This window comes from Janthinobacterium sp. BJB426 (assembly GCF_002735705.1).
GTDB lineage: Bacteria > Pseudomonadota > Gammaproteobacteria > Burkholderiales > Burkholderiaceae_D > Janthinobacterium.
In genome coordinates this window covers 186059-208006 of sequence record NZ_PDZL01000009.1, presented here as the reverse complement: position 1 = coordinate 208006, position 21948 = coordinate 186059, and the positions used below count along the sequence as shown (strand labels likewise).

22 protein-coding genes are annotated in these 21948 nt (G+C 62.7%); 6 read left to right on the top strand and 16 right to left on the bottom strand.

The features are described from left to right. Window positions 1-5: 5 nt before the first annotated feature. The 3 genes from CSQ93_RS16625 to clpS all read right to left on the bottom strand — a co-directional run bounded on the left by CSQ93_RS16625 (window position 6) and on the right by clpS (window position 6134). On the bottom strand, window positions 6-3362 hold the full coding sequence (locus CSQ93_RS16625; protein ID WP_233516215.1) for a S41 family peptidase: 3357 nt from the start codon (window positions 3360-3362) through the stop codon (window positions 6-8). Between the two features lie 172 nt (window positions 3363-3534). Then, on the bottom strand, window positions 3535-5835 hold the full coding sequence (gene clpA, locus CSQ93_RS16620; protein ID WP_035825884.1) for an ATP-dependent Clp protease ATP-binding subunit ClpA: 2301 nt from the start codon (window positions 5833-5835) through the stop codon (window positions 3535-3537). Further along, window positions 5832-6134 (bottom strand): ATP-dependent Clp protease adapter ClpS, encoded by a 303-nt coding sequence (gene clpS / locus CSQ93_RS16615; RefSeq protein ID WP_034751577.1) that lies wholly within the window; start codon window positions 6132-6134, stop codon window positions 5832-5834. The genes clpA and clpS overlap by 4 nt, the downstream gene beginning before the upstream one ends. Window positions 6135-6166: 32 nt before the next feature. Here clpS and CSQ93_RS29500 point away from each other — a divergent pair, with 32 nt between their 5' ends. Both CSQ93_RS29500 and cspE read left to right on the top strand, forming a co-directional pair. Continuing rightward, the gene (locus tag CSQ93_RS29500) at window positions 6167-6358 is read left to right on the top strand and encodes a hypothetical protein (protein WP_219312979.1); all 192 of its coding nucleotides are present in this window, start codon (window positions 6167-6169) and stop codon (window positions 6356-6358) included. Window positions 6359-6455: 97 nt separating this feature from the next. After that, window positions 6456-6659: a transcription antiterminator/RNA stability regulator CspE gene (cspE, locus tag CSQ93_RS16610; RefSeq protein ID WP_010395943.1), complete on the top strand. Its 204-nt coding sequence runs from the start codon at window positions 6456-6458 to the stop codon at window positions 6657-6659. Window positions 6660-6746: 87 nt separating this feature from the next. Here cspE and icd read toward each other — a convergent pair whose 3' ends face one another. Next, window positions 6747-8000: an NADP-dependent isocitrate dehydrogenase gene (gene icd, locus CSQ93_RS16605; RefSeq protein WP_099378987.1), complete on the bottom strand. Its 1254-nt coding sequence runs from the start codon at window positions 7998-8000 to the stop codon at window positions 6747-6749. Window positions 8001-8292: 292 nt separating this feature from the next. Between icd and CSQ93_RS16600 the strand changes: the two genes are divergently transcribed. The 3 genes from CSQ93_RS16600 (at window position 8293) to CSQ93_RS16590 (ending at window position 9865) form a co-directional block, all read left to right on the top strand. Then, window positions 8293-8856: a pseudouridine synthase gene (locus CSQ93_RS16600; RefSeq protein ID WP_096234386.1), complete on the top strand. Its 564-nt coding sequence runs from the start codon at window positions 8293-8295 to the stop codon at window positions 8854-8856. Window positions 8857-8966: 110 nt separating this feature from the next. Further along, window positions 8967-9290: a hypothetical protein gene (locus CSQ93_RS16595; RefSeq protein ID WP_099378986.1), complete on the top strand. Its 324-nt coding sequence runs from the start codon at window positions 8967-8969 to the stop codon at window positions 9288-9290. Window positions 9291-9421: 131 nt separating this feature from the next. After that, window positions 9422-9865: a DUF192 domain-containing protein gene (locus CSQ93_RS16590; RefSeq protein WP_099378985.1), complete on the top strand. Its 444-nt coding sequence runs from the start codon at window positions 9422-9424 to the stop codon at window positions 9863-9865. 157 nt (window positions 9866-10022) lie between these two features. On the opposite strand, the gene rpsT is transcribed toward CSQ93_RS16590, so the two are convergent. Further along, window positions 10023-10289: a 30S ribosomal protein S20 gene (rpsT, locus tag CSQ93_RS16585; protein ID WP_010395935.1), complete on the bottom strand. Its 267-nt coding sequence runs from the start codon at window positions 10287-10289 to the stop codon at window positions 10023-10025. Between the two features lie 308 nt (window positions 10290-10597). Between rpsT and murJ the strand changes: the two genes are divergently transcribed. Then, window positions 10598-12145 (top strand): murein biosynthesis integral membrane protein MurJ, encoded by a 1548-nt coding sequence (gene murJ / locus CSQ93_RS16580; RefSeq protein WP_099378984.1) that lies wholly within the window; start codon window positions 10598-10600, stop codon window positions 12143-12145. A 153-nt stretch (window positions 12146-12298) separates the two neighbouring features. On the opposite strand, the gene CSQ93_RS16575 is transcribed toward murJ, so the two are convergent. The 11 genes from CSQ93_RS16575 to CSQ93_RS16525 form a co-directional block, all read right to left on the bottom strand. Then, entirely contained in the window at window positions 12299-12793 is a 495-nt protein-coding gene (locus CSQ93_RS16575; RefSeq protein WP_099378983.1) for an FxDxF family PEP-CTERM protein, read from the bottom strand. A 222-nt stretch (window positions 12794-13015) separates the two neighbouring features. After that, the gene (locus tag CSQ93_RS16570) at window positions 13016-13663 is read right to left on the bottom strand and encodes a type II secretion system protein (RefSeq protein ID WP_099378982.1); all 648 of its coding nucleotides are present in this window, start codon (window positions 13661-13663) and stop codon (window positions 13016-13018) included. 5 nt (window positions 13664-13668) lie between these two features. Further along, window positions 13669-14061, bottom strand: a complete 393-nt coding sequence (locus CSQ93_RS16565) for a type II secretion system protein (protein ID WP_099378981.1) — start codon at window positions 14059-14061, stop codon at window positions 13669-13671. Window positions 14062-14064: 3 nt separating this feature from the next. Continuing rightward, window positions 14065-14556 carry a type II secretion system protein gene (locus CSQ93_RS16560; RefSeq protein ID WP_099378980.1) on the bottom strand — a complete coding sequence of 164 codons (492 nt, stop codon included), beginning with the start codon at window positions 14554-14556 and terminating at the stop codon, window positions 14065-14067. Next, window positions 14553-16595, bottom strand: a complete 2043-nt coding sequence (locus tag CSQ93_RS16555; protein WP_099378979.1) for a secretin N-terminal domain-containing protein — start codon at window positions 16593-16595, stop codon at window positions 14553-14555. The genes CSQ93_RS16560 and CSQ93_RS16555 overlap by 4 nt, the downstream gene beginning before the upstream one ends. Next, entirely contained in the window at window positions 16595-17122 is a 528-nt protein-coding gene (locus tag CSQ93_RS16550) for a hypothetical protein (protein ID WP_099378978.1), read from the bottom strand. Before CSQ93_RS16550 ends, CSQ93_RS16555 begins: the two co-directional genes overlap by 1 nt. Further along, entirely contained in the window at window positions 17119-17682 is a 564-nt protein-coding gene (locus tag CSQ93_RS16545) for a hypothetical protein (RefSeq protein WP_099378977.1), read from the bottom strand. Before CSQ93_RS16545 ends, CSQ93_RS16550 begins: the two co-directional genes overlap by 4 nt. Beyond that, the gene (locus CSQ93_RS16540) at window positions 17679-18227 is read right to left on the bottom strand and encodes a hypothetical protein (RefSeq protein WP_099378976.1); all 549 of its coding nucleotides are present in this window, start codon (window positions 18225-18227) and stop codon (window positions 17679-17681) included. The genes CSQ93_RS16545 and CSQ93_RS16540 overlap by 4 nt, the downstream gene beginning before the upstream one ends. Then, window positions 18224-19042, bottom strand: a complete 819-nt coding sequence (locus CSQ93_RS16535; protein WP_158301266.1) for a hypothetical protein — start codon at window positions 19040-19042, stop codon at window positions 18224-18226. The genes CSQ93_RS16540 and CSQ93_RS16535 overlap by 4 nt, the downstream gene beginning before the upstream one ends. Continuing rightward, complete coding sequence (locus tag CSQ93_RS16530; protein ID WP_099379025.1) at window positions 19035-20732, bottom strand: GspE/PulE family protein; 1698 nt, start codon at window positions 20730-20732, stop codon at window positions 19035-19037. The genes CSQ93_RS16535 and CSQ93_RS16530 overlap by 8 nt, the downstream gene beginning before the upstream one ends. Beyond that, window positions 20732-21937 (bottom strand): type II secretion system F family protein, encoded by a 1206-nt coding sequence (locus CSQ93_RS16525; protein ID WP_099378974.1) that lies wholly within the window; start codon window positions 21935-21937, stop codon window positions 20732-20734. Before CSQ93_RS16525 ends, CSQ93_RS16530 begins: the two co-directional genes overlap by 1 nt. Window positions 21938-21948: the final 11 nt, after the last annotated feature.

The window sequence follows — 21948 nt, the reverse complement described above, 5'->3', positions numbered from 1 at the left end:
CGCGATTACTTCAGCGCGGGGATCGGCTGTGCCTGGAAGGCCGGGCGCGGCTGCTCCTTGAGCTTTTTCGCCAGCATGTCGAGCGCCACTTCCAGCTGGCGGTCGGCGCCATTGAAGGTGGCGTGCGGCGGATTTTCCACCTCGACGTCCGGCACCACGCCCACGCCTTCGATCAGCCACTGGCCATCGATGCCGAACTGGCCGTTTTCCGCCACGCGTGCCATGCCGTTGTCGGCCAGGCGCGTATTGTCGCTGAGCCAGACGCCGGCGCCAGCCGTGCGCTTGCCCACCAGCGGCGCCAGGCCCAGGGCCTTGATACCGGCGGCGAAGGTCTCGCCATCGGAATACGTGAGTTCATCGACCAGCACCACCAGGTGGCCGCGGAAGGTGTTCTGCATGTTCGACGACGGCTGCACGCCCGGCGGCGCCCAATAGGCCCAGGCCTTGCGCAGCAGTTTTTCGATGATCCAGCTGTCGATATTGCCGCCGTTATTGCGCCGCACGTCGATGATCAGGCCTTCGCGGTTGATGTTGGCGTAAAAATCGCGCGCGAACGAGGCGATGTCATTGGCGCCCATGGCGCGCAGGTGCAAGTAGCCGATGCGCCCCTGCGAAGCGGTGGCCACCTGCTCGGCGCGGCTCAATTCCCAGTCGCCATAGCGCAGTGCCGTCTGTTTCGCCATGTTGACGGGCGTGACGATGACGGCGCGCGGCGCGCCCCCTTTGCCATTACCCCGTTTAACTTGCAGCAGCACCTGCTTGTCGGCCTGGTTCAATAACAGGTCGCTGATGTCGCGCGCGGCCAGCACATTCTTGCCATTGACGGCCGTGATCACGTCGCCCGCCTTCACGTCCACTTCGGGGCGCGACAGCGGTGCGCGCGCCGACGGCAATTCCGCTTCGCTGCGGTAGACATGCTCGACCTGATAGCCATCGCTGGTGCGCGCCAGCACCGCGCCCAGGCCCGCCGGCGTGCCTTCCTGCTCCGTGCGACGCAATTCGCCGGGACGGATCTGCGAATGCAGGGCGCCCACTTCGGCCACCATCATGCCAAGTAAATCATTGAGTTCGGCACGGTCCGTGACCCGCTCGACCAGCGGCGCATATTTGTCGCGCGCCGCCTTCCAGTTCACGCCGCGCATCTTCGCGTCGTACAGGAAGTCGCGGTGCAGGCGCCACGCGTCGTTGAACATCTGCTTCCATTCCAGGCGCGGATTCGAGACAAACGTCCAGTCGTCGACCTTGACCTTGGCCTTCGACAGGTCGGCCGGCAGCTTGGCGCCCGCCTCGATCACCAGCATCTCGCCCGGCCCGGTGGCGGCCGCAGTACGGTAATACAAATGCTTTTTATCCTGCGCCAGGTCGAATTCGCGCACATTGGCCACCAGCAGTTCCGGCTTGGAACCGGTATTGCCAATCGCCAGGGTCTTCAGGCTGGACTTGTTTTCGCCGCTTTCCCGTTCGAGGAAGTACAGGCGCTTGTCGTCGGCGGCCAGCGCGCTGTAATTGCCCGCCGCCAGCGGCACTTCATACAGGCGCTCGGCCAATCCCTGGCTGACAATGGCCGGCAGCGCGGCTGGCGCCTTTTTCACGGCCGTCTTGCCGTCGGCTTTGTCCAGCGCTTTTTCTGCCGCCAGTTCGGCCGCCTTTTCATCGTCCGTTTCGGCCGGTTTCACTCCCGGACGGCTCAGCTCATCGTCGGGCTGAAACGGGAAACGGTTGCCCGGCTGCAGCGCCAGTGCATACACGCCGATGCGCTTGTCGAACACGGGTCCCATGTTGCGGTCGCCCCATGGCGAGCCGTTGGCCAGCTGGAAATTGCGCGCCGACATGAAATACAGCCAGCGCCCGTCGGGGGAAAACACGGGCGAACCGGACGTATAACGGTCACTGGTGACGAATTGCAGCTGTTTCGACGCGAGGTTGTACAGGCCGATCTGCTCGCGCTGCTCGTTGCTGGCCACGCGCACGATGGCCAGGTTGCGGCTGTCGGGCGACCATTGCACTTCGTCGTGCTTGTCCACGCCGGCCTTGCCTGCGTCGTCGATCAACTGGTTGCCCCTGGTCGCCAGATCCAGCAGCCAGAAACGGCCCTTCTTGTCCGTGTGCGCCAGCCAGCGCCCGTCCGGCGACGGGTACAGTTTCCAGCGGTGATTATCTCCTTGCGTCGTCAGCTGCTCGCCCTTGCCCGAACCATCGGCGGCGTACTTCCAGATTTCGTTCTCGCCGCTCGTGTCGACGATGGCGAAGACGGATTTCTCGTCGCTGGAAAACACGGCGTCGCGCGCCCGCGCCCCTTCGGGAATGGCGATATCGACGCGGCGCAGGCTGCCCGTGCCGGCGATGCTGACACGGCCCCGTGCAGTAAGGATGATGCGGTCATCCTTGCCCGACACCTGGACATTGCTCAAGGTGTCGAGCGGCGAGCGGATCTGGCGCGCACGCTGCTGGTCGAAATCGGACACGAGGCTGATCGGCAATGGCGATGAGTCCGTCCCTGCCGCCAGGTCCAGCACCTGCAGGTCTGCACCCAATTGATACACAATCTTGCCGTCGCCCAACTGCGCATTGCGCACATCCCACTGCGTGTGGCTGGTCAAGGCGCGGCGGTCGGAGCCATCCGGCAGCATGCTCCACAGATTGTCGCTGCCACCCTCGTCGCTGATGTAATAGACGCGGCCTTGCCACCACATGGGGCGCTTGTTGTTGCCAGCCAACACAGCAGGCTCCGCGTGCATGCGCACGGCTTCTCCCTTGCCGCCCAGGTCATAGCGCCACAGGGTGGCATGCGCGCCGCCCCGGTAGTTGCGCACATTGTCATTGGTCATGGCCAGGCCGAAACGCGTGAAAAACAGCGTCTTGCCCGCGTCGTCGAGCACGGCATCGTTCGCGTCGGCCACGGGAAACACGCGGCGCGTCTGTTTCACGGGATCGATGGCGGCGACGATGCGGCGCGAAGCGGGACCATCCGTGTTTTGCGTGCTGACCAGTACTTCACCCTGCGCCGTCCAGCCCAGCACCAGCACGCCGCCATTGTCATACGAAATACGGCGCGGCAAGCCGCCGGCCAGCGGCATCACATACGCTTCCTGCGCCCCTTCATACGCGGCGGAAAAGGCCAGCCACTGGCCGTCGCGCGAAATCGCCGCGTTCGTTTCATAGCCGGGATGCGTGGTCAGGCGCTGCGCCGCGCCACCGCGCACGCTGCTTTTCCACAAGTCGCCTTCGGCCGTGAAGACGACGGTATCGCCGCGCACGGCGGGGAAACGGAAGTAGCTGCCGGCAGGCGCGGCAGCGGCAGCAGCGTTACCCAGCAAGCCGGCGGAAAACAAGAGGAAGGCGAGAGTACGGGAAATTTTCATGTGAGCATCCAGATAGCGGTCAGGTGGCATGGACATCATGTCGATACCGGACAGCAATTCTGGCATAACTACGACCAAAGAAAACCTTCTTAAAACCTTCTTTATTGCCCATAAAAACGTAAAAAAACCCGCGCCACTTGCGTGGGCGGGTTTTTCGTTGACTGCAGGAAGCTTATTCGACTTCCACCGTTTCCGGCGCAGCCGTCGGTGCCGCGTCTGGCGGTTCCGGGAATTCCAGCAAGACCTGGTCCTTGTCGTCGAGGTCGACGGTGACCCGTCCGCCGGTGACCAGGCGGCCGAACAACAGTTCGTCGGCCAGGGCCTTGCGGATCATGTCCTGGATCAAACGTGCCATCGGACGCGCACCCATGAGCGGATCGAAACCTTTCTTGCCGAGGAAAGCACGCAGCTTCTCGGTAAATACGGCTTCGACCTTTTTCTCGTGCAACTGCTCTTCCAGCTGCATCAGGAACTTGTCGACCACGCGCAGGATGATTTCCTGGTCCAGCGAGCGGAAGCTGATGGTCGCGTCGATGCGATTGCGGAACTCCGGCGTAAACATGCGCTTGATGTCGGCCATCTCGTCGCCAGCCTGCTTCGAATTGGTGAAGCCGATCGACGTCTTTTGCAAGCTTTCCGCGCCCGCATTGGTCGTCATGATGATGATCACGTTGCGGAAATCGGCTTTGCGGCCATTGTTGTCCGTCAAGGTACCGTGATCCATCACTTGCAGCAGGATATTGAAAATGTCCGGATGGGCTTTTTCAATTTCATCGAGCAACAAGACCGCATGCGGCTTCTTGGTGATCGCTTCCGTCAGCAAGCCTCCCTGGTCGAAACCAACGTAGCCCGGCGGCGCGCCGATCAAACGACTGACGGCGTGGCGTTCCATGTATTCCGACATGTCGAAACGGATCAGCTCGATACCGAGGATGAAGGCCAGCTGTTTCGCCACCTCGGTCTTGCCCACGCCGGTCGGACCGGAGAACAGGAAGGAACCGATCGGCTTGTCCGTCTTGCCCAGGCCGGCACGCGCCATCTTGATGGCCGAGGCCAGCGCGTCGATGGCGGGATCTTGCCCGAAGACAACATTGCGCAAGTCGCGGTCGATCGTCTGCAGCTTGCTGCGGTCGTCCTGGTTGACCGTTTGCGGCGGAATGCGCGCGATCTTGGCGATGATGTCCTCGATCTCGGCCTTGCCGATGGTTTTCTTTTGCTTCGATTTCGGCAGGATGCGCTGCGCCGCGCCCGCTTCATCGATGACGTCGATCGCCTTGTCGGGCAAATGGCGGTCGTTGATGAAGCGCGCCGCCAGTTCGGCCGCCGTCGACAGGGCCGAGGCCGAGTATTTCACGCCATGGTGCTCTTCGAAGCGCGATTTGAGGCCGCGCAAGATTTGCACGGTTTGCTCGACGGTTGGCTCGTTGACGTCCACTTTCTGGAAGCGGCGGGAGAGCGCATGGTCTTTCTCAAACACGCCACGGAATTCCGTGTACGTGGTCGCACCGATGCACTTCAACTGGCCATTTGCCAGTGCCGGTTTCAACAGGTTGGACGCGTCCAGGGTGCCGCCCGACGCCGAGCCCGCACCGATGATGGTGTGGATCTCGTCGATGAACAGGATGCCGTTCGGATTGTCCTTCAACTGTTTCAGCACGGCTTTCAGGCGCTGTTCGAAGTCGCCGCGGTATTTGGTCCCTGCCAGCAAGGCGCCCATGTCCAGCGAATACACGACGGCATTCTGCAGGATTTCCGGCACATCGCTTTGCGTGATGCGGTAAGCGAGGCCTTCGGCGATGGCCGTCTTGCCCACGCCCGCCTCGCCGACCAGCAGCGGATTGTTCTTGCGGCGACGGCACAGGATCTGGATCACGCGGTCGACTTCTTCCTCGCGGCCGATCAGCGGGTCGATCTTGCCTTCCGCAGCGGCCTTGTTCAGGTTTTGCGTGAACTGGTCGAGCGGGCTTTCCTTCGGCTGGCCATCGACGGGCGCTTCTTCCACGCCTTCGGAGGCTTTCGCGCTTTCCGTCGACTGGTCCTTGCGCACGCCGTGCGAAATGAAATTGACCACGTCCAGGCGCGTCACGCCCTGCTGGTGCAGGTAGTAGACCGCATGCGAATCCTTTTCGCCGAAGATGGCCACCAGCACATTGGCGCCCGTGACTTCCTTCTTGCCATTCGAGGCGGACTGGACGTGCATGATGGCACGCTGGATCACGCGCTGGAAACCAAGCGTCGGCTGGGTGTCGACTTCGCCCGTGCCAGGCACGGTCGGCGTGTTGTCGCCGATGAAATTGGTGAGGGTCTTGCGCAGGTCCTCTATATTGACCGCGCAGGCACGCAACACCTCGGCAGCGGAGGGATTGTCCAGCAGTGCCAGCAGTAAATGCTCAACCGTGATGAATTCGTGCCGTGCCTGCCGAGCTTCGACAAACGCCATGTGCAAACTTACTTCTAATTCCTGCGCAATCATACTTCCTCCATCACGCACTGCAGGGGGTGCCCCGCCTTGCGCGCATGCGTTAAAACGAACTCCACTTTGGTACACGCTATATCTTTAGAGAACACGCCGCACACTCCTTTGCCGTAGCGATGAACACTGAGCATGATTTGCGTCGCCGTTTCACGGTCCTTGTTGAAATACTCCTGAATGATGGCCACCACAAATTCCATCGGGGTGTAGTCGTCGTTGAGCAAGGCTACCTGGTAGAGCGGTGGCGGCTTCAGCACTTGCCGCTCCAGCAGGGTTTCTGTGTCGTGCTTGGTTGCCATACGCTTATTCTAATGCTTTCACAGTGGTTGTCATGCGCAATATCTACGCCTTTCCAATTGTTTTCAATCTTACGCGTTTTCTTAATAGTGCGCAGATGGCGACCTTGCCGCCAAAATCAAGAGTTGCTTTTTTGGTTGCCGTGAAGAATTTGGCAATATCGATGGAAAAGCGCTTGACTTCATTATTTATTCCGCCAACAATGCTGTATCGACTGTTGCAGTAATGTACAGCTTGATAAGAAGTGAGACGTCGAGGAGGGGGCAAGAAGCTTCTTGCTTTTATGGCTCGTGTGATTTGTTTTAATTTTGAAAGTTCTTTTTATGGCAACAGGTACAGTTAAGTGGTTCAATGATTCCAAAGGTTTTGGCTTCATCACTCCAGATGATGGCGGCGAAGATTTGTTTGCTCATTTCTCCGCAATCAACATGAACGGTTTCAAGACCCTCAAAGAAGGTCAAAAAGTTCAATTCGAAGTCACGCAAGGCCCTAAAGGCAAGCAAGCTTCCAACATCCAAGCAGCCTAAGCATCGCCTGCCCTCAGATGTGAAAAACCCCGTCTCCTGACGGGGTTTTTTTTCGTCCGCAGGGTGCGCAGCACCCTGCCCCTCGTGTTACATGTGCTCGATCATCACGGCGCCGAAACCGGAGCACGACACTTGCGTGGCGCCTTCCATCAGACGGGCAAAGTCATAGGTGACGCGCTTCGAGGCGATCGACTTTTGCATCGAGGAAATGACCAGGTCCGCCGCTTCCAGCCAGCCCATGTGGCGCAGCATCATTTCCGCCGACAAAATCAGCGAACCGGGGTTCACGTAATCCTTGCCAGCGTACTTCGGCGCCGTACCGTGCGTCGCTTCGAACATGGCGACGGAGTCGGACAGGTTCGCGCCCGGCGCGATGCCGATGCCGCCCACTTGCGCCGCCAGCGCGTCGGAAATGTAATCGCCGTTCAAATTCAGGGTGGCGATGACGCTGTATTCGGCCGGACGCAGCAAAATCTGTTGCAGGAACGCGTCAGCGATGGAATCCTTGACGATGATGTCGCGGCCCGTCTTCGGGTTCTTGAACTTGCACCATGGACCGCCATCGATCAGCTCGGCGCCGAATTCCTTTTGCGCCAGCGCATACGCCCAGTCGCGGAAGCCGCCTTCCGTGTACTTCATGATGTTGCCTTTGTGCACGATCGTCACGGATGGCTTGTCATTGTCGATCGCGTACTGGATGGCCTTGCGCACCAGGCGCTCCGTGCCTTCGATGGAGACGGGCTTGATGCCCAGGCCGGACGTGGCCGGAAAACGGATTTTCGTCACGCCCATTTCATTGACGAGGAAATCCATCAATTTCTTGGCTTCGGGCGAACCTTGCTGGTATTCGATGCCGGCGTAGATATCTTCCGAGTTTTCGCGGAAAATCACCATATCCGTCTTTTCCGGCTCTTTCACGGGCGATGGCACGCCCGTAAAGTAGCGCACGGGACGCAGGCAGACGTACAGATCGAGCTGCTGGCGCAAGGCCACGTTCAGCGAACGGATGCCGCCGCCCACGGGCGTGGTCAGCGGGCCCTTGATGGAAACGACGTAATCTTTCAGCACTTCCAGGGTTTCTTCCGGCAACCACACATCGGGACCATACACATTCGTCGATTTTTCGCCCGCGTAGATTTCCATCCAGCTGATCTTGCGCGCGCCGCCGTAGGCCTTGGCCACGGCAGCGTCGATCACCTTGATCATGACCGGGCTGATATCGATGCCCGTGCCATCGCCTTCAATGAAGGGAACGATGGGATTATCTGGTACATTCAGCGAAAAATCGGCGTTGACGGTGATTTTTTGGCCGTCAGCAGGTACAGTGATATGTTGATACATCGTGATCTCCGAAGTGGGACACACCGCTGGCGGGCAACACAGGCCGGCGACGCGCTCTGCGGTTGCAGAGTTTACAAAAACAAGTCCGAACATGGCGGCAACAACGCACTTTAGCAGGGAAAGAACACCCGGGCCATCCGCGGCGCCAAAGAACCTCGTTGCCATACTGCCTAAAGTCTTCTATAAGACATAAGACTTACGTTTCACATTATGCACCAGTATCTTACAGGGCGCCACGCTTTTGCGGCGCCGACCAGCAGCCACCATCGCTTACATCAATTCCTTTACCAGCATGCCACTCATCCTCTTCAATAAACCATTCCAGGTCCTGTGCCAGTTTTCGCCGCAGGATGGCCGCGCCACCCTGGCCGACCATCTCACCATCCCCGGCATCTACCCGGCTGGCCGGCTCGACGCCGACAGCGAAGGCTTGCTGCTGCTGACGGACGATGGCCGCCTGCAGCACGAGATCAGCCACCCGGACCGCAAGGAAGCGAAAACCTACCTGGTGCAGGTCGACGGCGTGCCCGATGCGGCCAGCCTGGCGCGCCTGCAGGCGCCGCTGGACCTGGGCGACTTCATCACCAAGCCGTGCAAGGCCGTGCGCATCGCCGAGCCGGACTGGCTGTGGCCACGCAATCCCCCGATCCGCGCGCGCGCCGACAAACCCACCTCGTGGCTGGCGATCACCTTGAAAGAGGGAAAAAACCGGCAAGTGCGGCGCATGACGGCAGCCGTCGGCCTGCCCACCCTGCGCCTGGTGCGCAGCGCCATCGGCCCGTTCTCGCTGGCCAGCCATCCCTTGCTGCCCGGCGAATGGTGCGAGGTGCCGGCCGAGAACATAGGAAAAGCGTGAGCGGGGCAAGAAAAAACAGCCTTGGCATCGAATTTTGCCAATAAGCACTATTTATTTTTAGATAATGCATTAAAATCATCCCACCTTAACATGACAGAAAAGGAAAGATGATGACAAAAGTAATTCTGGCCCTGGCCGCCTCCCTGCTTGCTGGCGCCGCACTGGCGCAATCGGGCGCCAAGGTGCACGCTTCCGCCGCGACCGATGCCGTCAAGCCGCCACCCGCTTCGGCAGCCAGCCATGCGTCGGCAGCTACCGACGCCGTCAAGCCGGTGCCGCCGGCCTCGGCCACCGTCAACGCTTCGGCCGCGACGGATGCGGCGCGTTCCGGTGCATCAACCAAGGCTTCGGCCGCGACCGATGCGCAACGCATGATTCCCCAGGCGCGCAAGACGAAGCAGCCGGCTGCTGAAGCTGGCAAGCCCGTGAAGTAAGTGCAGTTCCCGGGGTTACGGCAACAGCCATGTTGCTGTAACCCCACGCTTTCGGCGCGGACAGGCAGCATGCTTGACCAGGCAGCCGCCAGCATGGCTTAATCGCCGCTTCGCAGCCACCATCCCGCCCCATGAAAAATTCCCTACGCCGTCTCAGCCTGTCCATCGCCCTGCTGGCCTGCGCCAGCATTGCCCAAGCACAAACCAAGGGCGTGCAACTGTCGGCTGGCATGCACTTGATCCTGGCGGAAGTGGCCGCCACGGAAGCGCAGCGCGAACAGGGTTTGATGTACCGTGAAAAAATGGAGGCCAATGCGGGCATGCTGTTCGTCTTTGGCAATCCATCGACGCAATGCATGTGGATGAAAAACACGCCACTGCCCCTGTCCGTGGCCTTTATCGACGCCAGCGGCAAGATCGTCAACATCGAAGACATGCAGCCGCACACGCTCGACAGCCATTGCTCGACGAAGACCGTGCCCGTGCGCTATGCGCTGGAAATGCACCTGGGCTGGTTCAAGCAAAAGAACATCAAGCCAGGCATGAGCATCGGCAACTTGCCGGCCGCGCGCTAGGCGGTGGCCGCTGTCCGCTGCGGACACGGCCGCGAAAAACCGCGAAAAAGAACGCGAAAAAACCCGCCAGAATGAATCTGCGGGTTTTTGCTTTTCAACCAGTGCCAGCGTACCGGCACAGACAAGGCCACTGTAGTGGCTTGCCTGCTGGCGAATATTAAGCGGACAGTGCTTTCAAAGCAGCTGCCAGACGGCTCTTATGGCGAGCTGCCTTGTTTTTGTGGATGATCTTCTTGTCAGCGATACGGTCGATGGTCGACACGGATGCTTGGAAGATTGCAGCAGCAGCTGCCTTGTCGCCGCCCTGGATCGCTTTGCGAGCAGCTTTGATAGCCGTGCGCAAGGTCGAACGTTGGGACGAATTGTGTGCGTTTTGCTTAACTGCTTGACGAGCGCGTTTGCGCGCTTGTGCGGTATTTGCCATGGAATTTCCTAAAACAGGGTCAAAGTGCGTTTGCAAACATTAGTGTTTGCCAACCGGTGCGTTCTGTGCGTCTGCCGAACCATGTGTGCCAAACCAGTGCCTGTCAAACATTAGTGTCTGCGTAACAGAATTCTGTACAGCCTTCGATTATAGCGATATTTTCAAGCGGGGGCAAATCAAAAAACCGTGTGCCACGTCAAAAACACGTGAAAATGGGGCTGACAAGGGCGAATAGGCGGCGCTTGTTACCCGCTTGTTACCATATTTTAACCGTTTGCCGGTACTGCGCCCGGCTATAATCTGCCCCCATGAACTTGCTTAAAACCCTCGCCGCCATTTCCAGCATGACCATGCTGTCCCGTGTAACCGGATTATTGCGCGAAAGCCTGTTCGCGCGCGCCTTTGGCGCCGGCGCCTACACGGATGCCTTCATTGTTGCCTTCCGCATCCCCAACCTGTTGCGCCGATTGTTTGCCGAGGGCGCGTTCTCGCAAGCGTTCGTGCCGATCTTGTCAGAATACAAGAACCAGCATGGCCAGGAAGCGAGCAAGCAACTGGCCGACCATGTGGCCACCACCCTCGTCTGGGCCACCTTGCTCGTGTCCGCCATCGGCATCGTGGGCGCGCCATGGTTTGTGTACGCGATCGCCACGGGCCTTTCCAAGGATCCGGGCGCCTTTGACGCGGCCGTGTGGATGACGCGGTTGATGTTCCCATATATTACTTGCATGTCCTTCGTGGCCCTGGCCGGCGGCATCTTGAATACCTGGCGCGAATTCAAGATTCCCGCGTTCACGCCAGTGCTGCTGAACCTGTCGTTCATCGCCGCCTCGCTATTCCTCGCGCCCCATCTGGCGCAGCCGATCTACGCCATGGCCATTGCCGTGTTCGCCGGCGGCCTGCTGCAAGTGGCGATCCAGATTCCCGCGCTGATCAAGATCGGCATGCTGCCGCGCCTGTCGATCAATCCCGCCATCGGCCTGTCCGACGGCGGCGTGCGTCGCGTATTGAAGAAGATGGGGCCGGCCGTGTTCGCCGTCTCGGCAGCGCAGATCAGCCTGATGATCAACACGAGCATCGCGTCGCGCCTGGCCGAAGGCAGCATTTCCTGGCTGTCGTACGCGGACCGTCTGATGGAGTTCCCCACCGCCATGCTGGGCGTGGCCCTGGGCACCATCTTGCTGCCCAGCCTGTCGAAAGCGAACGTGGATGGCGACAAGACGGAATACTCGGCCCTGCTGGACTGGGGCTTGCGCCTGACCTTCCTGCTGGCCCTGCCTGCCGCCGTCGGCATGGCGACCCTGGCCACGCCGCTGATCGCCACCCTCTTCCATTACGGCAAGTTCACGGCCGAATCCGTGACCATGTCGACGCAGCCGCTGGTGGCTTACAGCCTGGGCCTGATCGGCATCATCTTGGTAAAAACCCTGGCGCCCGCGTTTTATGCGCGCCAGGATATCCGCACGCCCGTGAAAATCGCCATCGGCGTGCTGATCGCCACGCAGCTGATGAATCTGCTGTTCGTGCCCTACATCGCCGTGGCCGGCCTGGCCCTGTCGATCGGCCTGGGCGCCTGCCTGAACGCCACTTTTCTGTACTGGGGCTTGCGCAAGCGCGGCATCTACCAGCCGAAACCGGGCTGGGCCAAATTCTTCCTGCGCCTGCTGCCGGCACTCATCGTGATGGGCGGCGTGGCGTATCTTGGCGCCATACGCATCGACTGGATCGCTATGCAAGCCCATCCGCTGCTGCGGGCCGGCGCGCTGGCCCTGGTGGTGGCGCTATGCGGCGTGGCGTACTTTGCCACCTTGTTCCTCGTTGGCTTCCGCTTCCGCGATTTCAAGCGCCACGCGTAACAACATGCGCAGGACGTTGTTGCCTGCGTCTCGCCGTACTAGCGTACTGTCTTCGACTTGGCGCCTGGTCCTGCACATGTTGTCGTAATCACACACATATCAAGAAACAAAAAAACCCGCCTCGGCGGGTTTTGTCATTCCAGCCAATAAAAATCAGGCAGCTTTGCGGGCGCGGCGGGCCGCGAAGCCGACCAGCGCCAGGCCGCCCAGCAACATGCCGTAGGTTTCCGGTTCCGGCACGGGCAAGGCGGAGACCGTGCCCACGTACTGGCCATTCTGCAAACCGCTCAAGCCTGACACACGCACCTCATAGGTACCCGCAGCCAGGGAACCGGCCCAGCTCAGGCTTTGGATGCCAGCCACCGACGTCAGGGTCAGGTCGCCATAACCCACCAGTGTGGCGGCGAAGTTGCTGATCGCGCCTTCGGCAACGGAAAACGTTTGCAATGCGCCAAACGAGGTCGACGATGGGGTCAGCAGCTTGAAGGTCCACAAATCATCGACCACCGAATTGGCGGCGAAATTGGTGGTGATCGATGCCCGCGTATCGAAGCCGCTCGGGTCCAGGATGCCCAGATTGTAGGTGGCCGCCGATGCGCTGAACGATGCTGCAGCCAGAATGCCTGCCGCGATAAATTTCAATTTCATAAATTATCCCTTAAAAGTAATTTATGGCCGCCAAGTGGGTCAGCCATCGCTTTAGTACTGAAAGTACCAAGCGGAATGGTAGCATAAAGACATTAAATTACTTGTAATTATTTTATCGAAATTTCATTTATTGAAAGTGTTTCCTCTATGAAATGGTTATGAGTCAAGATGAATTTCCAAGTGAAAATAGTTGCCCTTGGATACTTCGTTGTTGACTTATGGTTAAAGCGCATTGCGCGCTTCCTGTTCTGCGCCGCTCTCTTCGTCCGGCGCCACCACCTCGTGCGGTACCGGTTCGGGCGCTGGCGCAACAGGATGCGGCGGCGGAAACAACGCTGGCGGAGCGGCGGAGGGCGGCGCGACGGCGTCTGCCGGCACCAGGGCCAGTCCCGCCGGCGGCACGGGCCCGCCGGCAACAAACTGCCACTCGGACAGGTGCGACTTGCCTTCGAAACCGGTGAAACGGGCCTCGAAATTACCTACTTTTAAAGGCGCGGACGACGACAGGCTATGCACGCCGATGATGCCCTGGCTGCCGGGCTGGTACAGCAAACCCCACTCGGCGTGTCCCGTGATGGGGTCCACATACAGTTTGCGCAAATGGCGGCGCACCTGCGGAAAGCGGGAATCGCGCAGCAAGGCGGCCAGGGTCGGCGGCTGCGGCGGCTGGCCCGCTGGCGTGGCGCCCGCGTAACTCTGCAGCGCATCGACAAACTGCGCGCCGATGTCGAGCAATTCCTGCTCGGCCGCCTGGCGCTGCAACAGGGAACCCATCTTCAGCCCGGCCGCCCCCACGAGGCCCAGGATGGCCACCAGGATGATCAGGCCCAGGTAAGTGAAACCACGCTGGCGGCGCGCAGGACGGTGCATGGCCGCTACCAGTCGGCGAACGGCGTGCCGCTGCGGTCCTTGCCGGGCGCGCCGCTTTTCACGTCATACACCTGGCCCGGCGTGTCGTCGGGCGGCGGCACGATGAACCAGCTGCTGTCGCTATCGGTGATGGGGTCGATGGGCATGGCGCGCAGGTATTTCTTTTCCACCAGTTGCTCCAGTGAATCGGGATAGCGCCCCGTATCGCCGTGGAACTGGTCGATGGTCGTGCGCAGGTTACGCAAGTTGTCCGCCAGCACGGTTTCCTTTGCCTTGTCGAGGCTGGGAAAGTAGCGGGGCACGGCCAGGGTCAGCAGCAGCGCCACGATGCCGAGCACCACCAGCAACTCGATCAGGGTAAAGCCGCGCGTGCGGGCGGCGCGGTCATGGACAGGCATGGTTCACCATACACGGTAAGGCACGTTGTTCAGGCCGGTCTTATTGGAAGTCGAGTACACATCGTACACGTCGTCGCCCTCGCGCGGTTCGGCCGCCTCGCTGGCGTAGCTGCGCTTACCCCACGTCTGCGCATCGCTCAGGCCCGCGTCCATATTGAACGGGTCGCGCGGCACGCGGCGCAGGAAAAACAGCTTGCTGCGCTTCGGGTTGCGCTGGTCAGGCACGCCCTCGACCAGCAGTTCCAGGCTTTTCGGATAGCCGCTGGCATCGGGTGCGCGCAGGACGCGGCCTTCGTCGCCGGCCCGCTTGTAGGCGTCGAGGCCCTGGCGGATCTCGCGCAGCGCGCGTCGCAATTCCTGCTCCTGGCGCCGCTGCACCGTCACCTGCGTGACGGGGATCACCAGGGTGGCCAGCACGCCCAGGATGGCCAGGGTCACCAGCAGCTCGATCAAGGTGAAGCCGCCTTGCCCACCCTGCGCATGCACCAGTCTCATTTGGCGGGAGGCGGCGCCACCGGCACCGGCTGGCTGGACGAGAACGGCAGGGGCGCCGCCTGCAGCGGCACGGGCTGGCCAGCCGATATCGGCAAGGGTGAGGCGGCCGGCTCGGGCGACGGCGCCACTTCCGGCGCCGGCACGCTCTGCGGCAAAGTTTGCGTCAGCGGTGCCGGCGGCGCGCCCGGCGCCATCATCTGCTGCGCCGGCGCCGGCTGCATGCCGACGGCCGACGGGCCGGAACGCACGATCACCGTGCCCGGCATCTGCGTGGACGCCTTGGCCGTCATGTCGGGACGGCGGCGGAAGCTGCCTTCCGTGCCGGCGGAAAACTCCGACTCCTTCGCTTCCGGGCGCTGCACCGTGCGTACCAGGTGCGGCGTGATCGACAGCACGATTTCCGTCTTCTGGCTATCGTCCTTGCTGCTGCCGAACAAACGTCCCAGCACGGGAATGTCGCCCAGGCCCGGCACCTTGTTGCCCGAGCTGCGCTCTTCATTGTTGATCAGGCCCGCCAGCACCTGGTTTTCGCCATCCTTCAATTGCAGCATGGTCGATGCCTGACGCGTGCCGATCTGGTACAGGGTCGAGCCACTGCGGGTGGTGGTGGCCGCCCCCAGGTTGCTCACTTCGAGCGAGATGCGGATGCCCACCTCATTGTTCAAATAAATGGTCGGCTCGGCGTTCACCGTCAAGCCCACGTCCAGGTAGCTGATCGATTCGGAAGCGAAGCCGCCCGTGCCCGGCGAAATGGTGGTGGTCACCACAGGCACCCTGTCGCCGATGACGAACTTCGCCTTTTCCCGGTTGCGCACGCGAATGCGCGGGTTGGCCAGGATGTTCGCGTCGCCATCCGTCTTGTTGGCGTTTGCCGTCACGGCCAGGTTGCTCACGCCGATGCTGCGCTGGTTCAGGTTATTCAGGTCGTTGATGGTCAGCCCGATTCCGCCCGAGGTGGAAAGCGGCGTCAGGGTCAGGCTCGATGGCCAGGCCACGCCCAGTTCCATCAGGCGGCTGCGCTTGACTTCGAGGATTTCCAGTTCCAGCACGACCTCCGCCTCCGGCACGTCCTGCAGCGCGATCAGGCGCTCGGCCAGGCGGATCGCCTCGGGCGTGTCACGCACGATGACGAGGTTGAGTTTTTCATCGGCCACCACGTCGCGCGTCTTCAAAATGGTCTTGAGCGTGTTGGCCACCTGCTTGGCGTCCGCGTTCGCCAGGAAGAAGGTTTTTACCAGCACCTCCTGATACTCCTTCAATTTTGCCGCCACGTTCGGGTAGATCAGGATCGTGTTCGCATCCATCACCTGCTGTTCCAGCTGGTTCGTCACCAGCAGGAAGTACACGGCCGATTCCACCGTACTGTTTTTCAGGAAGATCGACGTTTTCGCATCCGCCTTGACGTCCTTGTCGAAGACGAAATTGAGACCGGAACGGCGCGCGATCAGCTCGAACACCTGCTTTAAGGGCGCGTCGCGGAACTCGATCGTGATCGGCTGCTTGTACGACTTGGCCAGGCCCGATTCGACGATGGGCGGCGCCGTCTTTTCATCGACTTCGCGCAGCAGCGCGCGCGCGCCGGCGTGGTTCGGCTGCTCCGTCAGGATGGCGTTCAGGCGCTGGCGCGCCGGGTCGTATTGTTTTGCATCAAACGCCGCGCGCGCTTCGGCCAGCAATTTCCCCTGGCGCTGCTCACGTTCGAGCGCGCGCAAGCCGCTGTTGGCGCGCTCGTTCTGCGCATCGATTTCCAGCACGCTCATGAAAGAAGCACGCGCCAGCTCGCCCTGCCCCGCCTGCGCCTGGCGCTCGGCCTGTTGCAAGCGGTTGCCGGTCGCCCGTTCGCGCGCCTGCAGGTAGGCGCTGCGGTATTGCGCGTTGCCGGGGTCTTGCTGCAGCGCTTCCTGCAGCTTTTGCAGGCCGGCCGGTATTTGATCTTGCGCAATCAGCTCGCGCCCGTCGCGGTAGGCTTGCTGCCCGGCGCAGCCGGACAGCAGCACCAGCAGTAGCGGCAGCAGCGCCGATGAAAAGGAACGAGGCATCACTCGGAAACTCCAATGTTGAGCTGCTGAACCTGGTTCAACGGCAGATAAGTGAGCGTCATGACGGGCGGTGCGATCGTCACGACCTTGTAGGCGCCATCGATGACGGTATGGGCGCGCACGATATACGTCTTGTCGGCGCGCGACAAAAAGACTTCCCAGGCGCCGTCGGCGGCCGCCTTGCCCAGGTAGACGAACGGCAGCGGCGGCGCCATCGGCGGCGGCGGGGGCGCGGCCGTCACCGCCATTTTCGGCGGCGGCGGATTCCAGTTCTGGCTCTGGAAGACACCGCCAGCGCCATCGGCACCGCCAAAGGTCTCGCCCTCCTCGCCCGCCACTTCGCTGCGCGGCAGCAGGGCCAGGATGGCCGGCTGCGCGGCTGGCGGCTTGACTGCCGCATGGCGCGCGGGCGCGACGGCCCGCTCGACCGCTTCGGCCACCTCGGCCACGGGCTGGCGCTCGCCCCACAGCAGCAAGGCACCCGCGCCCAGCACGCCGGCCAGCATGAGACTATGCCGCGGCGTCACGGCGCTTCTCCCGCGCTGTCAGCTAAATAAAACGTCAGGCGCAAGCGCGCTTCGAGTTGCGGATCGGCGATCTGCTCGCGGCGGAAACTCAGTTCGTCGAGCGAGGCGAAGGGAGCCGCGCGCAGCGCTTGCAGCGCGAACTGCCACACGGCCGCATAACTGCCCTTCAGCGGCAAGGTCACCTGCCAGGTGGCGACCTTGCTGGCCTTGTCGTAGCCGCTCTTGTATTCGCCCTGCGCCAGCAGCAAGCCGTTTTTCGCGGCCAGGTCGAACAGCTGCTTGACTTGCTGCTCCGCGTGGCGCTGCTGTCCCAGGGCGGCATAAAAGCGCGCCAGGTTCTCGCTGGCCGTCGCCGGCGGCGCCGCGATGGCGACGGTCAGCGCTGGCACGGGCAAGGGACGCGCTTCCAGCCGCGCCGCCACGGCGCGCTGCTGCCAGGTCCACGCCCAGGCGGCCACACCCAGTGCGAGCAAGGCCACGGCCAGGCAGGCAGGCGCCCCCAGGCGGCGCAACAGCAGTTGCGCGCGCAGGCGCACGATCGCGAGGTCGATGGCCATCATGGCGTGCCCCAGCGCGCTTCGAGCTGGAAGCGCAAGGGTTTGTTCGGATCAAGCGCATTGATTTCATGGCGCAGCAGCTGCACGCGCGTGCCGAACAGCTCCTGCTGCTTCAGTTGCGCGATGTAAGCCACCATGGCGTCGCTACTGGTCGTCTCGGCCGTGATCTTCAGCACGCGCTTGCGCGCATCCGGTTCCAGCGCCAGCAGCGCGATGGCGGGCGGCGTGGCGCTGGCCAGCGCATCCTGCAGGTCGCGCCACGGCAGATTCAGTTGCAGGATGGCCGCATTCACGGCTGCCGCCTGCGCCGGTGCAATCGGTGTTTGCGGTGCGCTCACCGGTCCCTGCGTGGCGGCCAGCACGCGCTGCTGCGCCAGCCGCCAATGCGCCTCGCTTGCCTGCTGGCGCTGCAGCGCGGCGCTGCCGCTGTACGCCGCCGTGACGGCCAGCGCCACGCCCAGCGCCCCCGTGATCCACGCCCAGACGGGAACTCGGTGCAGGCTGCGGCGCCAGTTGGGTGGCGCAAAATCGATATCGAGGCGCGTCATGCCACGCCTCCGCTGCGGGCCAGCCGGGCAGCCGGCGACAAGGCGCCTTCCCCGTCCGGCGTGGAGAAAATCTGGCAGTGGAACGCTTGCGCGGGCGCCAGCCAGCCCGCTGGCGCCGCGCCGCACAGCTGCAGCAGCGCCGGCGCGGGCACGCCTTGCAGCAGCGCCTCGCGCGCCAGCACCTGCAGCAGCCAATCCTGGCCCGCGCCCTGCGGCACGGGAAGTGCGCGCACGGCGCGCAAATACCCATCGTGCCGCACGCCCAGGGTCAGGACGCTCTCCTGCAGCTGGCCAAACCAGGCGCCCGGCTTCAACGCGCCGTGCCAGCGATTCCAGTGGCGCGCGAATTGCGGCGTGATGAAAATCAGGGCCAGCTTGCGTGCGGCCGCCACGCGCGCCAACTGCGCCAGCAGAGCGCGGGGCACGGCGCAGAAAAACGGCGCGCGCGCATCCCAGGCGCTGCTGCTGTGCCACAGACCCGGCGCATCGCCATACAGCGACTGGAAGCGCAGCGCGGCGGCCGCCTCGATATCGGCCAGGCGCGCCGCGCCTTGTGGCATGTCCACTTGCCACAGGCGCGCCAGCGCATCGTCAAGCACCACGGACAATGGCCAGCCCGCGTATTGGCCAACTGGCAGAATCTGTTCCAACGCCTGGCCCAGGGCGGCAAAGTCGCCGTGCAGCGCGTCGTCCGGCGCATACGCGGCTTCACCCAGCAAGGTCCATGCGGGCGCGCGCCAGCGGCTGCTGCGCCACAGGCTCACCTTGCCCGCTGCCACGCCCAGGCGCAAACCTTGTCCATAAGCTCTACGCATGCAGGGTGACCCTCTTGATTTCCGTGATGGTGGTGGCGCCCCGCTTGACCAGTTCCAGCGCCGCCAGACGCAGGCTGCGCGTGCCGTTCGCGTACGCGGCCGCCTTGATCTGGCGGATCGGCTTTTTATCGACGATCAGTTCGCGGATTTCATCGGTCAGCACGAGGATTTCGGCGATCGAGCGGCGTCCCTTGTAGCCCGTGCCGCGGCAGTCGCCGCAACCCTTGCCCTGCTTGAATTGATATGTATCAACGTCGGCGCGCGCCAGGCCCACGCTGGCCAGCTCACTGTCGTCGGGCGTGTACTCCGTGGCGCAATGGGGGCAGTTGGTGCGGATCAGGCGCTGCGCCCAGATGCCGTTCAGGGCCGAGACGAACGCATACGGGTCGATGCCCATGTGGGTAAACCGGCCGAACACGTCGAAGACGTTATTCGCATGCACGGTGGTGAGCACCAGGTGACCGGTAAGGGCCGATTGCACGGCGATTTCCGCCGTTTCGCGGTCGCGGATCTCGCCCACCATGATCTTGTCGGGATCGTGGCGCAGGATCGAGCGCAAGCCCTTGGCAAAGGTCAGCCCCTTCTTTTCATTCACGGGAATCTGCAGAATGCCGGGCAGCTGGTATTCGACGGGGTCTTCGATGGTGATGATCTTTTCGCGCCCGTTATGGATTTCCGTCAGCGCCGCATACAGGGTCGTCGTCTTGCCCGAGCCCGTGGGGCCCGTGACGAGCAGCATGCCGTAGGCTTCCTGCGCCAGCGCGCGCAATGCTTCCAGCGATGGCGCGTCAAAGCCCAGTGCTTCGAGGGTCAGCGCGCCGTAGGCCTCGATCATGGCGCGCTTGTCGAGGATGCGGATGACGGCGTCTTCGCCATGGATGCTGGGCATGATGGAGACGCGCAAATCGATTTCGCGCCCGCCCGATTCGACGCGGAAGCTGCCGTCCTGCGGCACGCGGCGCTCGGCGATATCGAGTTCGGCCAGCACTTTCAGGCGCGAGATGATGTGTTCGGCCACTTCGATGCCGTTGACGGACGTGGCGTGATCGAGCACGCCGTCGACCCGGTACTTGACGGCCAGGCCGCCGGCCGTGCTTTCCAGGTGGATGTCGGAGGCGCCTGCTTTGAGCGCGTCATACAGGGTCGAGTTGACCAGCTTCACGGCGGGGCTGGCCGCTTCCGACACGCTGGCGAACGACAGCACGGCGGCCGTCTTGCCGTCGCGCCGCGCGTCCGTGGCGGCGCCGGGCAGCAGGCTGTCGACGGCGCGCGCCGATTCTTCCTGCTTCGACAGGTAGGCGCCGATGTCGGCCTGCAGCGCCAGACGGATGTTCAAGGCGCCCTGCCCCGCGCGCGCATTCAGCCAGGTTTGCAGGTCGAGGTCGAACGGGTCGGCGATCACGCCCACCAGTTGGCCGTCGGCGGCGCGCAGCAGCACGCTGTGGCGCGCCAGCGCCTGCGACAGCGGCAGCACGTCGAAGGCGGGAGACAGCGCCAGCATGTCGGCCGTTTCCAGCACGTCCAGGCCGAACGGGCGCGCCAGTGCGCGCACCACGGCGCGCGCCTCGATGCCGCTCAGCTGCTGCAATTCCTCGACCAGGCTGCGCTTCGATTGGCGGCTCAGGATGCGCGCGCGCTGCAGCAGCGCAGGGTCGATAGCCACGCTGGCGACGGTGGATTCGGTTTGCATCATGAAATATCGCCAGCAAGGTCAAAGATGGGCATGTACAGCAGGATCACGATGGCGCCCACGACCAGGCCGATGGCGGCCATCAGCAAGGGTTCGAACGTGCGCGTAAAACGGTCGATCCAGCGGCTGATTTCGCCGTCGTAAAAGGCGGCCGACTGCGTCAGCATGGGGCCCATGTCGCCCGTGCGCTCGCCCACGCGCAGCATGCGCAGGGAAATCGGCGTCGTCAATTGATGCTGCTCAAACGCCAACGACAGGGGCTGGCCCGCCTCGATGGCGCCGCGCGCCTGCTGCAACGACGCCTGCATGCCCGGCGACACCATCGCTTGCACGGTGGCAATCGCCTGCACGATGGTGATGCCGCCTTCGGCCAGCATGCCCAGGGTCAGGTACAGGCGCGACAGTTCATAGATGCGCACGCGCTCGCCGATGCCGGGCAGTTTCGCCAGCAGGCGCGCCACGCCGCCATGGCGCAGCACGCGCAGCACGGCCGTGAACACCATGCTGCTGACCAGCGCCAGCCCGAGCAACAGCAGCACGCCGTGTTCGGTGACGAACTGGCCCCAGCTGAGCATCACTTGCGACATCCACGGCAGGTTGCGCCCGGCGCCCTTGTAGACCTCGGCAAAACGGGGCACCACATAGCTGATCAGGAAGGCGCTGACGCCGCCGCCCACGGCCAGCAGGATGGCGGGATAGATGGCGGCGCTGACGATTTTACTGCGCACCGTATCGATGCGCTGCTGGTAGTCGATGTAGCGCGACAAGGCGCGCGGCAAGTCGCTCGTGCCTTCGGCCGCCTTGACGATGCCGATGTACAAGGGCGGAAACAGCTCCGCTTGCTCGCCCAGCACGGCGGAAAAGCGCTTGCCTTCGCGCAAGCCTTCCAGCAGGCGCGTGAGCACGCTGCGCGTGGCCGGCGACGCTTCCTTTTCCAGCAAGGCTTCCAGCCCTTCGACGATGCCCAGGCCCGCGTTCAGCAGCGCCAGCAACTCCTGGCTGAACAGCAGCAGGGGCAGGGCCCGCGCACGCTGGCGTCCGGCCGCGCTGAACGGCGTGGCCCGCACAGGGCGGATGGCGCTGACGAACAGGCCGCGCGCCTCGGCCTGGCGGCGCGCGTCGGCTTCGTCGCGGCCGTCGATCACGCACGTATGCAAGGTAGCAACTGCCTGGTCCGTGGAAAGCGCGCGTACTTCGAACTGCATGATGGCTTGTC

Bases quoted from the DNA above. Each gene is read 5' to 3' on its own strand.
- murJ (WP_099378984.1), top strand. From the start codon at position 10,598: ATGAACTTGCTTAAAACCCTCGCCGCCATTTCCAGCATGACCATGCTG.
- CSQ93_RS16570 (WP_099378982.1), bottom strand. From the start codon at position 13,663: ATGCACCGTCCTGCGCGCCGCCAGCGTGGTTTCACTTACCTGGGCCTG.
- CSQ93_RS16625 (WP_233516215.1), bottom strand. From the start codon at position 3,362: ATGAAAATTTCCCGTACTCTCGCCTTCCTCTTGTTTTCCGCCGGCTTG.
- CSQ93_RS16590 (WP_099378985.1), top strand. From the start codon at position 9,422: ATGAAAAATTCCCTACGCCGTCTCAGCCTGTCCATCGCCCTGCTGGCC.
- CSQ93_RS29500 (WP_219312979.1), top strand. From the start codon at position 6,167: ATGCGCAATATCTACGCCTTTCCAATTGTTTTCAATCTTACGCGTTTT.
- cspE (WP_010395943.1), top strand. From the start codon at position 6,456: ATGGCAACAGGTACAGTTAAGTGGTTCAATGATTCCAAAGGTTTTGGC.
- CSQ93_RS16565 (WP_099378981.1), bottom strand. From the start codon at position 14,061: ATGCCTGTCCATGACCGCGCCGCCCGCACGCGCGGCTTTACCCTGATC.
- CSQ93_RS16525 (WP_099378974.1), bottom strand. From the start codon at position 21,937: ATGCAGTTCGAAGTACGCGCGCTTTCCACGGACCAGGCAGTTGCTACC.
- clpS (WP_034751577.1), bottom strand. From the start codon at position 6,134: ATGGCAACCAAGCACGACACAGAAACCCTGCTGGAGCGGCAAGTGCTG.
- icd (WP_099378987.1), bottom strand. From the start codon at position 8,000: ATGTATCAACATATCACTGTACCTGCTGACGGCCAAAAAATCACCGTC.
- CSQ93_RS16555 (WP_099378979.1), bottom strand. From the start codon at position 16,595: ATGCCTCGTTCCTTTTCATCGGCGCTGCTGCCGCTACTGCTGGTGCTG.
- CSQ93_RS16530 (WP_099379025.1), bottom strand. From the start codon at position 20,732: ATGCAAACCGAATCCACCGTCGCCAGCGTGGCTATCGACCCTGCGCTG.
- rpsT (WP_010395935.1), bottom strand. From the start codon at position 10,289: ATGGCAAATACCGCACAAGCGCGCAAACGCGCTCGTCAAGCAGTTAAG.
- CSQ93_RS16545 (WP_099378977.1), bottom strand. From the start codon at position 17,682: ATGATGGCCATCGACCTCGCGATCGTGCGCCTGCGCGCGCAACTGCTG.
- clpA (WP_035825884.1), bottom strand. From the start codon at position 5,835: ATGATTGCGCAGGAATTAGAAGTAAGTTTGCACATGGCGTTTGTCGAA.
- CSQ93_RS16540 (WP_099378976.1), bottom strand. From the start codon at position 18,227: ATGACGCGCCTCGATATCGATTTTGCGCCACCCAACTGGCGCCGCAGC.
- CSQ93_RS16595 (WP_099378986.1), top strand. From the start codon at position 8,967: ATGACAAAAGTAATTCTGGCCCTGGCCGCCTCCCTGCTTGCTGGCGCC.
- CSQ93_RS16575 (WP_099378983.1), bottom strand. From the start codon at position 12,793: ATGAAATTGAAATTTATCGCGGCAGGCATTCTGGCTGCAGCATCGTTC.
- CSQ93_RS16600 (WP_096234386.1), top strand. From the start codon at position 8,293: ATGCCACTCATCCTCTTCAATAAACCATTCCAGGTCCTGTGCCAGTTT.
- CSQ93_RS16535 (WP_158301266.1), bottom strand. From the start codon at position 19,042: ATGCGTAGAGCTTATGGACAAGGTTTGCGCCTGGGCGTGGCAGCGGGC.
- CSQ93_RS16560 (WP_099378980.1), bottom strand. From the start codon at position 14,556: ATGAGACTGGTGCATGCGCAGGGTGGGCAAGGCGGCTTCACCTTGATC.